We start from the raw sequence: 15,518 nt of genomic DNA on the forward strand, positions 1-15,518 counted from the left end.
GCAAAACATGAAACACACCCTGCTCGTTACCCTGCTGGCCCTGGGGGGCATCAGCGCCGCTTCTGCCGCCGAGGTGGTGAAAATCGGTTTCATCGGCCCCTTGACCGGGCCGGACGCCCACTGGGGCAAGGACAACCAGAACTGTGCCCAGCTCGCCGTCGACACCCTCAACCGCAGTGCACTGAGGATCAACGGCCAGCCGGTGCAGTTCGAACTGGTATCGCAGGACGACCAGGAAGACCCCAAGCAGTCCACCCTGGCCGCGCAAAAACTGCTGGATGAAGAAGTGAAGGCGGTGGTCGGCCCGTTCACGTCGGGCACCACCATTCCCGCCGCGCGCATCATCAACCAGGCCGGTCTGCCGCAGTTCTCGGTGGCCGTCAACGCCACCTACACCAACCAGGGCTACGGCAACGCCTTCCGCCTGAGCGCGGTGGACACCCGCATGGGGCCGGCTATCGCCCAATACGCGCTGAGCGAATTGAAGGCCAAGCGCATCGCCATGATCGACGACCGCACCGCCTATAGCCAAGGACTGGCCGACAAGTTCGAGGCCGAGGCCAAGCGCCTGGGGGCGCAGGTGATCCGCCGCGAATACACCACGCCGGGGCAGAACAACTTCAGTCCGATCCTGACCACGATCCGTGCCGCCAAGCCGGACCTGCTGTTCGTTGCCATGTCCGACAGCCAGGCGGCTCCCCTGGCGCTGCAGATGAAGCAGCTCGGCCTGTCCACCAAGGTGCTCAGTGGCGACATGATCCAGACCGATAACTTCATCAAGCTTTCCGGCAGCAACAGCGAAGGCTTCATGGCGGCGGTGGCCGGCAACGTGCTGGAAAAGCGCAGCCAGGGCCAGGACTTCATCAAGCGCTATCAGGCCAAGTACGGCAAGCCGCCCTTGTCCTACGGCCCGCAGCATTACGACGCGGTGATGCTGGTGGCGAAGGCCATGCAGCAGGCCAACAGCACCGAGCCCGGCAAGGTCACGGCGGCGCTGAAGAAGATCAGTTACGAGGGGGTGAACGCCAGCTACCGCTTCGATAGCCGTGGCGACCTGATCCAGGCGCCGATTACCGTCTATCAGGTGCGCCAGGCCAAGTGGGCGCCGGTCAAGGTGACCTTCTGAGATTTTCCCTGTTGTTGTCAGCTTGCGCCCGGCCTAGGCCGGGCTTTTTTCGCCGTGGCGGCAGGCCGGGCGACGAGGCCCGGCACGGGGGCCAAGGGATCGTGAACAGGTGCCTAGAGATGCGGCTCGACCGCCTGCAGCAGGGTCTGTTCCGACAGTTTGCCGATCAGCGTGGCGACCTGCTTGCCGGAGCGGTCCAGCACCACGGTGTAGGGCAGGCCGCCGGCCGGGTTGCCGATGGCGCGCATCAGGTCGAGCGTGTTGCCGTCGCCCAGCACGATGGGATAGCTCACCCGGGTCGTGCGCAGGTAATTGCCGACCGAGACCTTGTCGTCGAGCGCCACGCCGACCACCTCGACGCCACGCGGCGCCAGGCGGGTGCGCACGGCGTTGAGCATCGGCATCTCCTCGCGGCAGGGCGAACACCAGGTGGCCCAGAAATTCACCACGGTGACCTTGCCCTTGTACTGGGTGAGCGCGGCGTTCTTGCCGGCCAGGTCGGTGAAGCGGGCGCGTTCCAGCGCTGGGTTGGCGGCGGCCGGCAGCGCCGTCAGCAGCGCGGCGCACAGTAGCGGCAGCACGCCGCGGCGCAGAGTGGTGGGGGTCATCGGATCATCCTGTAAAAACGTGGCAAGCGCTTGGAGCGGGCGGCGCGGCCAGGGTTCGCCACGGGGGAGGACGGCGTTTCGTGCTACACTTAAGCGCTTGATTTCATAGCGGAGCCGGCATGTCCATCCTCGTCTGCGGATCGCTCGCCTACGATACCCTGCTGACCTTCGAAGACCGTTTCGACCAGCATATCCTGGCGGACCAGCTGCACAAGATCTCCACCACCTTTCGCGTGCCGACGATGCGCCGCGAGTTCGGCGGCTGCGCCGGCAACATCGCCTACAACCTCGCCTTGCTGGGCGAGCGGCCGCTGGTGATGGCCACGGTGGGCGAGGACTTCGACCCCTACCGCGAGCATCTGGCGCGCCTCGGCGTGGCGGACCGCCATATCCGCACCGTTCCCGGCCAGTATACCGCGCAATGTTTCATCATTAGCGATAGCGGCGGCAACCAGCTGATGGCGTTCCATCCCGGCGCGATGGAGCACGCCACCGACAACCACCTGAGCGAGGTCGAGAGCCCGGTGGAACTCGCCATCGTGGCGCCGTCGGGCTACCTCGGCTGCCTGCAGCACTGCCGCGAGCTGGCCGAGGCCGGCATCCCGTTGGTGTTCGACCCCGGCCAGGAGCTGCCGCTGTTCTCGCGCACCGAGCTGCGCGCGCTGGTCGAAATGGCCAGCTACGTCACGCTCAACGACTACGAAGCCGAACTGATGCGCGAGCGTGCTGGCCTCTCGCTGGACGATATGCGCCGCCAGGTGCGCGCGCTGATCATCACGCGCGGGGCGCAGGGGGCGGAGATCCACGTCGGCGACACGCTGCTCAACATTCCGGCGGTGCCGCTGGACGGCCCCGCGCTCGACCCCTCCGGTTGCGGCGACGCCTTCCGCGCCGGCCTGCTGTACGGCATCCGGCACGGTCTCGACTGGCACCTCACCGGCCGCCTGGCCAACCTCCTGGGCGCCATCAAGGTGGTCAGCCGCGGCGCGCAGAACCATGTCTTCGACTGGGCCCAACTGAAAGAGCGCTACCAGGCGGCCTATAACGAAGCATGGCCGGACTGAGCCCGCGCCGCTCCGCCACCCAGGGTTGAATAAGGCGCCTGTCATCCCCACCATTGTGCAATTCGACCCAAGATCATCCCAAAGGGGAAGACATGACCGTTCCTTACCTGTCCACCGCCCTGAAGGGCCCGTTGCTGGAGCTGGAAAGCCGCATCCTCGGCGCCCAGCCCCATATCGAGCACTGGTTCCGTAGCCAGTGGCACGCCCACCAGGTGCCGTTCTACGGCTCGGTCGACCTGCGCAACAGCGGCTTCAAGCTGGCCCCGGTGGACATGAACCTGTTCCCCGGCGGTTTCAACAACCTCAACCCGGAATTCACCCCGCTCGCGGTCCAGGCCGCCACCAGCGCGGTGGAGAAGGTGTGTCCGGAAGCCAAGAACATCTTGCTGATCCCGGAAAACCACACCCGCAACACCTTCTACCTGCAGAACGTGGCGGCGCTGGTGCACATCTTCGAGCAGGCCGGCCTCAAGGTCCGGTTGGGCTCGCTCAACCCGGAGATCACCGAGCCGACCGAACTGACCGCCGCCAACGGCGCCACGGTGCGGCTGGAGCCGATCGAGCGCCGCGGCAACCGCCTGGTGCTGGCCGACGGCTTCAGCCCGTGCGTGGTGCTGCTCAACAACGACCTGTCGGGCGGCGCGCCGGACATCCTGCAGAACCTGGAGCAGACCCTGCTGCCGCCGCTGCACGCCGGTTGGGCGGTGCGGCGCAAGACCCACCATTTCAAGGCCTACGACCAGGTCGCGGACGACTTTGCCCGCCTGATCTCGATCGATCCGTGGCTGATCAACCCGTACTTCAACGCCACCAAGGGGCTGGACTTCCAGTCGCGCCAGGGCGAAGAAGCGCTGGCCGACAGCGTCTCCGGCCTGCTCGACAAGATCCGCGTCAAGTACCGCGAGTACGGCATCACCCATGACCCGTTCGTGATCGTCAAGGCCGACGCCGGCACCTACGGCATGGGCGTGATGAGCGTGAAGTCGCCGGACGAGGTGATCGGCCTCAACCGCAAGGCGCGCAACAAGATGGCGGTGGTGAAGGAAGGGCTGGAAGTGTCCGAGGTGATCGTGCAGGAAGGCGTGTACACCTTCGAGACGGTCAACGCCGCGGTGGCCGAGCCGGTGGTGTACATGATGGACCGCTTCGTCATCGGCGGCTTCTACCGCGTCCACACCGGGCGCGGCGTCGACGAGAACCTCAACGCGCCGGGCATGCACTTCGTGCCGCTGTCGTTCGAATCGGCCTGTCTGCCGGACAAGAGCGGCACCCCGGACTGCCCGCCCAACCGTTTCTATTCCTACGGCGTGATCGCCCGCCTGGCGCTGTTGGCCGCCTCGCTGGAGCTGGAAGCCACCGACCCCGACAACGCCTGAGCGCACTGGATCCCGCCTATGAAAATCCTGTTCATCGCCGACCCGCTGGACCACTTCAAGATCTACAAGGACACCACCTTCGCCATGATGGAGGAGGCGGCACGACGCGGCCATGCCCTGGCGGTGGCCGAGGCGCGCCAGCTGTCGGTGGAAGGCGGACGGCTGCTGGTGGACGCGCGCGGCCTGACCCTCACCGGCGACAAGCACGACTGGTTCCGCCTCGCCGAGGTGCAGCGCCAGCCGCTCACCGCGTTCAGCGCGGTGATCATGCGCAAGGACCCGCCGTTCGACATGGAGTACCTGTACGCCTCGCAGCTGTTCACGTTGGCCGAAGCCCAGGGCGTCAAGGTGTTCAGCAGCGGCCAGGCGCTCAGGGACTACAACGAGAAGCTGGCGATCCTGCACTTCCCCGACTGCATCGCGCCGACCCTGATCTCCGGCGAGTCGGCCCGCCTGCGCGCCTTCGTGCGCCAGCATCAGGACGTCATCCTCAAGCCGCTCGACAGCATGGGCGGCGACAGCATCTTCCGCGTCACGCCGGACGACCCCAACCTGTCGGTGATCCTGGAAACCATTACCCAGCGCGAGACCCGCACCGTGATGGCGCAGCGTTTCATCCCGGAAATCCGCGACGGCGACAAGCGCATCCTGGTGATCGACGGCGTGGCGGTGGACTACTGCCTGGCGCGCATCCCGATGGCCGGCGAGACGCGCGGCAACCTCGCCGCCGGCGGCCGCGGCGAGGCGCGTCCGCTCACCGCGCGCGACCGCGAGATCGTGGCGGCGGTGGGACCGGAACTGCAGCGGCGCGGCATCCTGTTCGCCGGTCTCGACGTCATCGGCGATTACCTCACTGAAGTCAACGTCACCAGTCCCACCTGCTTCCGCGAGATCATGGATCAGACCGGCATCAACGTCGCCGGGCTGTACATCGATGCGCTGGAGCGGCGGTGCGCGCACTGATCTCGCGGCTTCGGCCAACCTGTCTGGCCCTGTGTCTGCTGATCGGGCTCGCGGCGTGCAGCCGCGAGCCCGAACCGTTCCGCCAGGAAAGCTACGTGTTCGGCACGCGCGTCGAGGTCACCGTGCTGGGCGAGCCGGAGGCCCGCGCCCAGGCCGCGGTGGCGCAGGCCATGGCCGAACTCGACCGTCTGCACCTGCGCCTGCACGCCTGGAAGGGCAACGGCGAGCTGGTCGCCATCAACCGCGCCCTGGCGCGTGGCGAATCGGCGCCGCTGGCGCCCGATCTGGCCGAGCTGCTGCGTGCCGCGCAGCGCGACGAGGCGCTCTCCGACGGCCTGTTCTCGCCGGCGCTGGGCGGGCTGGTGGCGCTGTGGGGCTTTCACGCCGACAGCTTCGCCCCGGTCACGCCCGATCCGGCGGCGCTCCGGCAACTGGTCGAGGCCCGTCCGCGTATGGCTGACCTGAGCCTCGCCGACGGCCGCATCGCCAGCCGCAACCCGGCGGTGCAGCTCGATCTGGGCGGCATCGCCAAGGGCTGGGCGCTCGACCGGGTGCGCAACCAGCTCAAGGCCGCCGGTGTCCGTGCCGCGCTGATCAACATCGGCGGCAACGTCATCGCGCTGGGCAAAAAGCCGGACGGCACGCCGTGGAAGGTCGGCATCCAGCACCCGCGCCGCAACGAGGCGATGGCGGTGGTGGAGCTGTCCGACGGCGAGGCGGTGGGCACCTCGGGCGATTACCAGCGCTACTTCGAGCTGAACGGGCGGCGCCACTGCCACCTGATCGACCCGCGCGACGGCAGCAGCGACTGCCGCGCCGAGGCCGCCACCGTGGTGGTGGCGCCGGCCGCCGACGCCGGGCTGCGCTCCGACGTCGCCACCAAGCCGATTTATCTTGCCGACACCGCGCGCGCTTCTTACTATGCCAGCCGCTTCGGCATCCGCGACGTACTGCTGGTCGACGGCCACGGCGAGGTCTGGCTGTCGCGCTCGATGCAGGCACGCCTGCACTGGCTGGGCGAAGCGCCACGTATCCATCTTCTGGGAGCCGCATGAAGCTGCAGGAAAGCCCGTTCAAGGGCAAGACCGGGATCACCCGGCTGATCAACGCCTTCGGGTACTCGCTGGACGGTCTCAAGGCCGCCTTCCGCCACGAGGACGCGTTCCGTATGCTGCTGCTGCTGGCCGTGATCCTGATCCCGCTGGCCTTCGTCATCCATGCCAGCGCGCTGGAGCGTGCCCTGCTGGTGGCGAGCTCGCTCGCCACGCTGATCATCGAGCTGCTCAATTCGGCGGTGGAGGCGGCGGTCGACCACACTTCGCTGGAGCGCCATCCGCTCGCCAAGCGCGCCAAGGACATGGGCAGCGCGGCGCAGCTGATCGGTCTGGTCAACCTAGCCGTGGTGTGGGGGCTGGTGCTGTTCGGCTGACCAGGTTGGCCGAAGCACGGGACAAAACGGTAGCATGCCTGGTGGCGCGCTGCCGTTTTTGCATTGGGCGGGACGGGAGCCTGTTTCAGTAGGAGAGCGAGCCAAAGCAGGTTGAGTGCCGCCAACGCACAGGAACCGGAATGTACACGGAGTACATGAGGATCATGGCTGAGCGAATCAGAGATTTGCACGCTCGGAGCACCGCCGGCGCTCAAGATGCAAAGGCGCAGCCGCCTAATGAATCAGGCTATCAATCGTCGAGGCGGCGGTACAGGTAGCCCGGCGTCACCCGGATCATGCCCGGGCCTTCCTTGACCTCGCCCTGCTTGCCGACCAAGAGCCAGCGCGAGTCGCGCGCGATCAGGTAGCGGTACACCGGCTGGCCGGCGTAGTAGAACAGCAGCTCGCGGCCACGAAAGGCGTCCAGCGGCAGCAGCGGGCGTTCGTGCTGCATCAGGAACATCGCCAGCGCGTGGCTGTCGAGCGCCGCCAGCTGCTCGCGGTCGGCCACCATCATGCCGCAGAACGTGACGAGCAAGGAGACGGCCAGCAGCGGCCAGGTCGTGGAGGCGAAAGCCAGCAAGGTCAGCACGGCGCTGCCGGTGAAGTAGAAGCTGCTGTCGGCTTTCATGATCCGCCCTTTACCTCCAGCCCGCCTTGCAGGCACTGCGGCACGCCACCCACCCCGGACAAACCGGGGAACGGGTACCCCGGCAGTCGTCCTGTCGGGGCCGTGCCCGAAGCGTCGCCGCAACCGCATTTCAGCGCGGCTTGCGGGCATCTGCTCGAGGCGCTGCGTCTGTCAGTTGGAATGCGCGCGGCGTTCTGGCCCAATGGAAACGCCGCCTGGGGGCAGGCGGCGTTTTGCCCCGGAGGGCATTCCGGTCCGTCGCAGGTACCGTACTCGCCAGAACGAATCTGGCAGTGAAATCGGGCTGACTTCGCCCTTGACTCGAAGTATAAGCATTGCGCCGGGAAATGCTGAATAAAAGCCGGTGCCGGGTTATGACGAACGGGCGATATCGCGGGCCGACCGGGCATGAAAAACGCCACCTGGCGGTGGCGTCGGGGGTGAGGGCGGATGCGGCTCAGGCTTCCTTGGCTTCCGGCGGGGCGATCACCTCGCTGTAGCCACACTCCTTCTGCGGGCAGACCTTCTCGGTGCCGCGCCGCTTGGTGGTCTTGATGGTCAGGATCGGCCAGTGGCACTTCGGGCAGGGCTCGGCCACCGGCGGGTTCCAGGTGGCGTACTTGCACTTGGGATAGGTATTGCAGCTGTAGAACAGCTTGCCGTAGCGGCTCTTGCGCTCGATCAGGCTGCCGGTCTTGCATTCCGGGCAGGTCACGCCGGTGTCGCGCGGCTTCTCGAGCGGTTCGATGTGCTTGCACTTGGGGTAGTTGGCACAGCCGATGAACTTGCCGTAGCGGCCCTTCTTGATGTGCAGCGCGCCGCCGCATTCCGGGCAGGTGCGCCCCTCGATCACCGTCGGTTCTTCCGCCGCCGCCGCCGCGCTCTCGGCGGTCTCGCCGATGTCGCGGGTGTAGTCGCACTCGGGGTAGCCGGTGCAGGCGATGAAGCGGCCGCGCTTGCCGAACTTGATCTGCAGCGGCTTGCTGCACTTCGGGCAGGCCTCGTCCAGGCTCTCGGTGGTGACCTCGGCGCGCGACAGGCTTTCCTTCTCGCTCAGCTGCTTGGCCAGCCCCTTCCAGAACGTCTCCATCACCGGCACCCACTCGCGCCGGCCGTTGGCGATCTCGTCGAGCTGGTCTTCCAGCTTGGCGGTGAAGTTGTAGTCGACGTACTGGCCGAAGTGCTCGGTGAGGAACTTGTTGACGATCTCGCCGGTGTCGGTCGGCAGGAAGCGCTTCTTGTCGAGCACCACGTACTCGCGGTCCTTCAGCGTCGAGATGATGCTGGCGTAGGTGGACGGGCGGCCGATGCCGAATTCTTCCAGCGCCTTGACCAGGCTGGCCTCGGAGAAGCGCGGCGGCGGCTGGGTGAAGTGCTGTTCGCCGTAGAGCTTGTCCACCGGCAGCACGTCGCCCACCTCCAGCGCCGGCAGCTTGGCGTTGTCCTCGTCCTCGGCGTCGTCGACGTCTTCCTCGTACACCGCGAGGAAGCCGGCGAAGGTCTGTACCTGGCCCGTGGCGCGGAACACGCCCTCGCCGACGGTGATGTCGACGCTGGTGGTGTCGAACTTGGCCGGCGCCATCTGGCAGGCCAGGGTGCGCTTCCAGATCATCTCGTAGAGCTTGAACTGGTCGGTGGTCAAGAACGGCTTCATCGCCGCCGGGGTGCGCTCGATCGAGGTCGGGCGGATCGCCTCGTGGGCTTCCTGGGCGTTCTTCGACTTGTTCTTGAAGGTGACCGGGGCCTTGGGCAGGAAGGCCGGCTCGAACTGGCTCTCGATGTAGCCGCGGATTTCGGTCAGGGCCTCGTTCGACAGCACCACGGCGTCGGTACGCATGTAGGTGATGAGACCGACCGTGCCCTGGCCGATGTCGACGCCCTCGTACAGCTGCTGCGCCGTGCGCATGGTGCGGTCGGTGGTCATGCCGAGCTTGCGCACCGCCTCCTGCTGCAGCGTCGAGGTGGTGAACGGCGCGGCCGGGTTGCGGGTTTTCTTCTTCTTGTCGACGTTGCTGACGGTGGCCGGCTGCTCTGCCAGGCGCGCCAGCGTGTCGGCCTGGACCGCCTCGCTCGGGATGTCGAACTGGTCGAGCTTGTTGCCGCCGAGCTCGAACAGCTTGGCGCCGAACTTCTGCCGGCCCTTGTGGCTGTCGAGGTGGATCGACCAGTATTCCTGCTCGGTGAAGGCGCGGATTTCGTTCTCGCGCTCGCAGATCAGGCGCAGCGCCGGGCTCTGCACGCGGCCGGCGGACAGCCCGCGGCGGATCTTCTTCCACAGCATCGGCGACAGGTTGAAGCCGACCAGGTAGTCGAGCGCGCGGCGCGCCTGCTGCGCGTCGACCAGCTCCTGCGAGATGTCGCGCGGGTTGGCGATGGCGTCGAGCACGGCGTTCTTGGTGATCTCGTGGAACACCACGCGCTGTGCGGTCTTGCCCTTCAGCAGCTTCTTGTTGTTGAGGATCTGTACCAGGTGCCAGGAAATGGCCTCGCCTTCGCGGTCCGGGTCAGTTGCCAGATAGATGTGATCGGCCTCGGCCACCGCCTGGGTGATGGCGTCCACGTGCTTGGCGTTGCGCGGGATCAGCTGGTACTTCATGGCGAAGTTCTTGTCCGGGTCGACCGCGCCGCTTTTCGGCACCAGGTCGCGGACGTGGCCGTAGGAGGCGAGGACTTCGAAGTCCTGACCCAGGTATTTTTTCAGCGTTTTGGCCTTGGACGGCGACTCAACGATCAATAGGCTCGAGGGCATGTTTTGTTCAATCGTGAACCCGGCAGTCCCGGGCTGACATCTTGTGTATCTATCAAATAAAACAAGAGCGCAAGGGGGCGCTCTTGTCGGACGTGTCGTTAAGGCGTCGGAAGGGCGCGATGGTAAGCCTGTCGCAACGCCGTGACAAGCTCATTGCATGGTCGGTTCGCCGTTTACCACGTCGAGCAGCTCTTCGCCGAGCAGGATCGGCAGCTCGGCCTTCTGCACCCACAGCACCAGCAAGGTGACCAGTTTGGCCGAGGCGACGTTGACCTCGTCGTCGGGCATCGCCAGCAGGCGGTCGATCACCATCTCGCGCTGAGCCGGGGAGAGGGCGCCGTGGTGCTCGAGGAACTGCAGCAGGCCGCGCACTTCGGTCGGCAGGCGTTTCTGTTCGCTGTCGCTGTAGACGCGCAGGCCGTAGGACTCGTCCATCGCGGCGAAGGCACCCTCGTTGATGTTGCAGAGGATATCGAGCCAGTCGAGGGCGTCGTTGATGTCGGCGTCCTCGAAGCCGGCGGCGGCGAGGGTGCGCATCACGCCTTCGCGGTCGTTGCAGGCTTCGGGGTCCTGGTATTCTTCAAACAGATAGGCAAGAACGTCAAACATGGTGCAGAGACTTTTAAGGATGCTGGCAGGGCGCGTCCCGCTTCAGGACAGGCGCTGGAAACGACCGCCCGGCAGGCTTGCCACCCGGCCTTCCAGTTCCAGCTCAAGAAGCATCGCGTAAACCTCCCCCGCCGTCAACTCGAGCCGCGCCGCCAGGCTGTCGACGTCGACCGGATCGTAGCCCAGCTGGACCAGCAGCGGCGTCTCCGCCACCTCCGCGGCTGTGCCGTCCGCCACGGCCGTGTTGGTGCTGGCCGCCCCTGGTGCGTCGGGGGCGGGGCGGCCGATTTCGTCCAGCACGTCGTCCACCGTTTCCACCAGCTTGGCGCCGTCCTTGATCAGGCGGTGGCAGCCGCGCGCCTGCGGGTTGTGGATCGAGCCGGGAATCGCCAGCACCTCGCGCCCGACCTCGGCGGCGAGGCGCGCGGTGATCAGCGAGCCGGAGTTGACGTTGGCCTCGACCACCAGGCAGCCGCGGCTGAGCCCGGCGATGATGCGGTTGCGGCGCGGGAAGTTGTGCGCCAGCGGCGCCGTGCCGAGCGGAAATTCCGACAGGATCAGGCCGCCTTCGGCCAACTGGTGGGCGAGCTGGCGGTGGCTGGCCGGGTAGACCCGGTCGATGCCGGTGCCGATCACCGCGATGGTCGATGCCGCCGTGCCCAGCGCGCCACGGTGGGCGGCGCCGTCGATGCCGCTGGCGAGCCCGCTGACGATGGTGTAGCCGGCCTGCGCCAGGCCGTGCGCGAACTCCTCGGCGGTCTGCCGGCCCTGCGGTGTGGCGTGGCGGCTGCCGACCATGGCCAGCATCGGGCGCGCCAGCAATTCGCGCCGGCCCCGGCCGAACAGCAGCGGCGGGGCGTGGCCGGCCTCGGCCAGCGCTGTGGGGTAGTCGTGATCGGCCAGGGTCAGCAGGAAACAGCCCGGCGCGTCGGCCCAGGCCAGCGCCGCCTCCACGTCGGCGGTCGCCACGCGGCCCGCCAGGGCGCGCGCCGCCTCGTCGCCGAGGCAACGCTGCAACTGCGAAAGGTTGGCCGAAGCTGCGGCGGCGGCGCTGCCGAAGGTGTCGATCAGGCGCAGCACGCCGACCGGGCCGATGCCCGGCGTCAGCGCCAGCAGCGCCCAGTCGGCGCGCTCGCTGCTCATTCCTCGTCCGGCGTGCGCACCACGTCGCCCACGCCGATCGGTACAGCGCTCTCCATCACCAGGCCGTAGGCGACGCGGTTGAACACGCGGTAGACGAACAGCGAGCCGGCTTTCTCGGTCGGCAGCAGCACCTTGGTTTCGCGGTTGTCCGGCGTCGTGACCTTGACCAGGCTGCCGTTCTTGAGGATGTCGAGCACGTGGCCGGTCTCCAGGCCGTCACGTTGTCCCAGGTTGATCGCCACGTTGTAGTACTGGGCCGCGCCGGCGACGCCGTTGGGGGTGGAGATGATCTTGCCCTGCACCATCTTTTCGGGCGGATGCGGCACGTAGCTGACGAAATAGTCGCGCGGCGCCTTGACCAGGCGGTCGCCGACCAGGATTTCCTCGGCCACCTTGCGCACCCGCAACGACTGTACCTCGTCGCCTATCTTCTCGACCGCCAGATCTCCGCCGTAAGTCACCTCGTAGCCCAGCGTCTCGCCGCTGTCCGGATCGCGCAGCGGCTTGTTGGGGCGGTACGACTGCCAGCTGCCGCCCTGGTCGAGCCCCATGGCGTAGGCGCGGTCGCCGCTGCTCATCGCCACGTGCTCGTCGCTGCCGGCGACTAGGCGCGGCGCGCGCGAGAAGCTGTCGATGTCGACGATCAGCGGGCGCGACAGGAAGGGCTCGATGGCCTTGGCCGGGATGCTCGGCAGGGCACGGTCCTGGTCCTCGATGCGCACCTGCGGCGACAGCTTCACCTCGCGGCGGTTGCGCTCCAGGCCGAGGCGCGGCTGGCCGTTGACCCAGGTCAGTACCAGCACGTCGCCGGGGTAGATCAGGTGCGGGTTTTTCACTTCGTCGCGGTTCATCTGCCACAGGCGGGGCCAGTTCCACGGCTTTTTCAGGTAGCGGCCGGAGATGCCCCACAGCGTGTCGCCTTTGACCACCACGTAGCGCGCCGGGGCGTCAGAGCGCAGCGTCAGCGTGTCGGAAAAGGCCGGTGCCGCAAGGCCCAGAGCCAAGACTAGCGATATAATGCTTTTGCGCATGGAAAATGCCCCAATATTCATGGACGGGCGCGCCATTCCCGGCGCCCTCGAAGTAACGATATCTGCGTCAGACAGGTCTATTATCGACATGCTGATGGCAAAACTACAATCTGGAGTAACGGAATTAGATGGCGCTGCTAACTATTCTGCATTACCCGGACGAGCGTCTGCACAAAGTCGCGCGTCCGGTCGGCGCGGTGGACGAGCGCATCCGCCAACTGATCGACGACATGGCCGAGACCATGTACGAATGCAACGGCATCGGCCTGGCGGCCACCCAGGTCAACGTGCATGAGCGCGTGGTGGTGATCGATGTCAGCGAAGAGAAGTCGGCCCTGACCGCCTTCGTCAACCCGGAAATCGTCGAGCGTCGTGGCGATACCGTGTACGAAGAAGGCTGCCTGTCGGTGCCCGGCATCTACGACAAGGTGCACCGCTCGGAGTGGGTGCGGGTGCGTGCGCTCGACCGCAACGGCGAGCCGTTCGAGATCGAGACCGACGGCCTGTTGGCGATCTGCATCCAGCATGAGATCGACCATCTCGACGGCAAGGTGTTCGTCGACTACCTGTCCCAGCTCAAGCAGAGCCGCATCAAGGCCAAGATGAAGAAGCGCGAGAAGCACACGCTGTAAGAATCTGTCCCGATCTTGCTGCGCGTCCCTGATCGGGGCTCAGGTGCACTGCGTGCGAATCTATCGCTGGGCCAATCGAAGATTGGCACGCAGGGATTCGCTCAGCGATCGGAAATCCTCATGGACTTCATGTCCATTCCGGTTTCTGTGCTGCTCTTCACCCCGCTGAGGGCCGCTCGCGACAGATCGTGAACAGATTCCAGGCCCGACCCGCGTTGGCCGAACCCCGGGGACACGCACACCGTGTCCCCTCGTTTTTGCAGGAATGCCATGAAACTGATTTTTGCCGGCACCCCGGAATTCGCCGCCGCCGCCTTGCAGGCCCTGCTCGATGCCGGGCACGACATCCCGCTGGTGCTGACCCAGCCTGACCGCCCCGCCGGGCGCGGCATGAAACTCAAGCCGAGCCCGGTCAAGGCGCTGGCGCTGCAGCACGGCCTGCGCGTCGAGCAGCCCTTGACGCTGAAGACCCCGGAAGCGCAGGCGCTGATCGCCGAGGTCGGTGCCGAGGTGATGGTGGTGGCCGCCTACGGTCTGCTGCTGCCGCAGGCGGTGCTTGAGCTGCCGGCGCAAGGCTGCCTCAATATCCACGCCTCGCTGCTGCCGCGCTGGCGCGGCGCGGCGCCGATCCAGCGCGCGCTGCTGGCGGGCGACAGCGAAACCGGCATCACCATCATGCAGATGGACGTCGGCCTCGATACCGGTGCCATGCTGTCGGTGCATCCGCTGCCGATCGCCGCGGACGAAACCGCCGCCACGCTGCACGACAGGTTGGCCGAAGCCGGCGCCCGCGCCATCGTCGACACCCTGGCGCGGCTCGACGAGATCAACCCGGTGGCGCAGCCGGAAGAAGGTGTGACCTACGCCCAGAAGCTCTCCAAGGCCGAGGCCGAGGTCGACTGGAGCCAGCCGGCGACCGACATCGCCCGCGCCATCCGCGCCTACAACCCGGTGCCCGGCGCCTTCACCCGCCTCGCTGGCGAACCCCTCAAGCTGTGGCTGGCCTCCGCCGAGGAAGGCCGCGGTGAACCGGGCACGGTCTTGTCGGCCGACGCCGACGGCGTGTGCGTGGCGGCGGGTAGCGGCGTGGTGCGGCTCACCCAGCTGCAGGCCGCCGGCGGCAAGCGCCTGGCGGCGCGCGACTTCGTTGCCGGCCGGCCGGATCTGACGGGAACCCGGCTCGGGGCTTGATATTCCAAGCCGGTGAACCATATCTAGGGTGGTGGATAACGCAAGGAGGCTGTGGCCATGACATTCAACTGGTTCAAGACGACGCTGCTGATGGCCGCCATCGTGGCGCTGTTCGGCGTCATCGGGGCCATGATCGGCGGCAAGAGCGGCATGCTGCTGGCGCTGCTGTTTGGTGGCGCGATGAACGTCTTCGCCTACTGGAACTCGGACAAGATGGTGTTGCGCATGTACAACGCGCAGGAGGTCGATGCCCAGAGCGCCCCCGAGCTGTACGGCATGGTGGCCGAACTGGCGGGCCGCGCCGGGCTGCCGATGCCGCGCGTGTACGTGATCCATGAAGACCAGCCCAACGCCTTCGCCACCGGGCGCGATCCGGAGCATGCGGCGGTAGCGGCCACCACCGGCATCATGCGCATGCTCGACTACCGCGAACTGCGCGGCGTGATGGCGCACGAGCTGGCGCACGTGCGGCACCGCGACACGCTGATCTCGACCATCTCGGCCACCATGGCCGGCGCTATCTCGGCGCTCGCCAACTTCGCCATGTTCTTCGGCGGGCGCGACGAAGAGGGCCGTGCGGTCAACCCGATCGCCGGCATCCTGGTCGCGCTGCTGGCCCCCCTGGCCGCCAGCCTGATCCAGATGGCGATCTCGCGCGCGCGTGAATTCGAAGCCGACCGCGGCGGCGCCGAGATTTCCGGCGAACCGTTGGCGCTCGCCGCGGCGCTGCGCAAGATCGAGTACTACGCCCAGGGGCTGCCGATGCCCGCCGCCGAGGCGCATCCGGAGACCGCGCAGATGATGATCATCAACCCGCTCTCCGGCGGCGGCATGGACTCGCTGTTCCGCACCCACCCGCATACCGAGGAGCGCATCGCACGCCTCAACGAGATGGCGCGCGGCGGCGTCTAGCCGTATCATTCCGCGCAAACCGACCTACCCCGGGCCACAGCCGTGATACGCGGC

The 15,518-nt window shown here is 66.9% G+C and carries 15 protein-coding genes; 9 read left to right on the plus strand and 6 right to left on the minus strand.

Translation table 11 applies throughout. The annotated features are described in order from the left end of the window. Window positions 1-7 precede the first annotated feature (7 nt). Window positions 8-1,126, plus strand: a complete 1,119-nt coding sequence (locus NH8B_RS01305; protein ID WP_014085703.1) for a branched-chain amino acid ABC transporter substrate-binding protein — start codon at window positions 8-10, stop codon at window positions 1,124-1,126. 113 nt (window positions 1,127-1,239) lie between these two features. Here the strand turns inward: NH8B_RS01305 and NH8B_RS01310 are convergent, their stop codons facing one another. Next, the gene (locus tag NH8B_RS01310; RefSeq protein WP_014085704.1) at window positions 1,240-1,734 is read right to left on the minus strand and encodes a TlpA family protein disulfide reductase; all 495 of its coding nucleotides are present in this window, start codon (window positions 1,732-1,734) and stop codon (window positions 1,240-1,242) included. 119 nt (window positions 1,735-1,853) lie between these two features. Here NH8B_RS01310 and NH8B_RS01315 point away from each other — a divergent pair, with 119 nt between their 5' ends. From NH8B_RS01315 to NH8B_RS01335, 5 genes are all read left to right on the plus strand, one after another. Next, a complete protein-coding gene (locus tag NH8B_RS01315; protein ID WP_014085705.1) occupies window positions 1,854-2,798 on the plus strand; it encodes a carbohydrate kinase family protein in 945 nt (314 codons plus the stop codon). Window positions 2,799-2,890: 92 nt separating this feature from the next. Next, complete coding sequence (gene gshA, locus NH8B_RS01320) at window positions 2,891-4,174, plus strand: glutamate--cysteine ligase (RefSeq protein ID WP_014085706.1); 1,284 nt, start codon at window positions 2,891-2,893, stop codon at window positions 4,172-4,174. A gap of 18 nt (window positions 4,175-4,192) precedes the next feature. Then, a complete protein-coding gene (gene gshB / locus NH8B_RS01325; RefSeq protein ID WP_014085707.1) occupies window positions 4,193-5,137 on the plus strand; it encodes a glutathione synthase in 945 nt (314 codons plus the stop codon). Further along, complete coding sequence (locus NH8B_RS01330; protein WP_014085708.1) at window positions 5,125-6,192, plus strand: FAD:protein FMN transferase; 1,068 nt, start codon at window positions 5,125-5,127, stop codon at window positions 6,190-6,192. The genes gshB and NH8B_RS01330 overlap by 13 nt, the downstream gene beginning before the upstream one ends. Further along, window positions 6,189-6,566 carry a diacylglycerol kinase gene (locus NH8B_RS01335; RefSeq protein WP_008954813.1) on the plus strand — a complete coding sequence of 126 codons (378 nt, stop codon included), beginning with the start codon at window positions 6,189-6,191 and terminating at the stop codon, window positions 6,564-6,566. The genes NH8B_RS01330 and NH8B_RS01335 overlap by 4 nt, the downstream gene beginning before the upstream one ends. 250 nt (window positions 6,567-6,816) lie before the next feature. On the opposite strand, the gene NH8B_RS01340 is transcribed toward NH8B_RS01335, so the two are convergent. From NH8B_RS01340 to NH8B_RS01360, 5 genes are all read right to left on the minus strand, one after another. Beyond that, on the minus strand, window positions 6,817-7,197 hold the full coding sequence (locus tag NH8B_RS01340; RefSeq protein ID WP_014085709.1) for a hypothetical protein: 381 nt from the start codon (window positions 7,195-7,197) through the stop codon (window positions 6,817-6,819). A 457-nt stretch (window positions 7,198-7,654) separates the two neighbouring features. Continuing rightward, entirely contained in the window at window positions 7,655-9,946 is a 2,292-nt protein-coding gene (gene topA, locus NH8B_RS01345; RefSeq protein ID WP_014085710.1) for a type I DNA topoisomerase, read from the minus strand. 150 nt (window positions 9,947-10,096) lie between these two features. Further along, window positions 10,097-10,555 (minus strand): DUF494 family protein, encoded by a 459-nt coding sequence (locus NH8B_RS01350; protein WP_008954816.1) that lies wholly within the window; start codon window positions 10,553-10,555, stop codon window positions 10,097-10,099. Window positions 10,556-10,597: 42 nt separating this feature from the next. Next, a complete protein-coding gene (gene dprA, locus NH8B_RS01355) occupies window positions 10,598-11,698 on the minus strand; it encodes a DNA-processing protein DprA (protein WP_014085711.1) in 1,101 nt (366 codons plus the stop codon). Continuing rightward, on the minus strand, window positions 11,695-12,729 hold the full coding sequence (locus tag NH8B_RS01360) for a LysM peptidoglycan-binding domain-containing protein (protein WP_014085712.1): 1,035 nt from the start codon (window positions 12,727-12,729) through the stop codon (window positions 11,695-11,697). The genes dprA and NH8B_RS01360 overlap by 4 nt, the downstream gene beginning before the upstream one ends. 128 nt (window positions 12,730-12,857) lie before the next feature. On the opposite strand from NH8B_RS01360, the gene def reads away from it, so the two are divergent. From def to htpX, 3 genes are all read left to right on the plus strand, one after another. Continuing rightward, a complete protein-coding gene (def, locus tag NH8B_RS01365; protein ID WP_014085713.1) occupies window positions 12,858-13,361 on the plus strand; it encodes a peptide deformylase in 504 nt (167 codons plus the stop codon). Between the two features lie 270 nt (window positions 13,362-13,631). After that, window positions 13,632-14,552, plus strand: coding sequence for a methionyl-tRNA formyltransferase (gene fmt, locus NH8B_RS01370; protein WP_014085714.1), 921 nt, complete (start codon window positions 13,632-13,634; stop codon window positions 14,550-14,552). Between the two features lie 57 nt (window positions 14,553-14,609). Then, window positions 14,610-15,464: a zinc metalloprotease HtpX gene (gene htpX / locus NH8B_RS01375; RefSeq protein ID WP_014085715.1), complete on the plus strand. Its 855-nt coding sequence runs from the start codon at window positions 14,610-14,612 to the stop codon at window positions 15,462-15,464. Window positions 15,465-15,518: the final 54 nt, after the last annotated feature.

Origin of the sequence: Pseudogulbenkiania sp. NH8B, assembly GCF_000283535.1 — a bacterium.
Classification (GTDB): domain Bacteria; phylum Pseudomonadota; class Gammaproteobacteria; order Burkholderiales; family Chromobacteriaceae; genus Pseudogulbenkiania; species Pseudogulbenkiania ferrooxidans.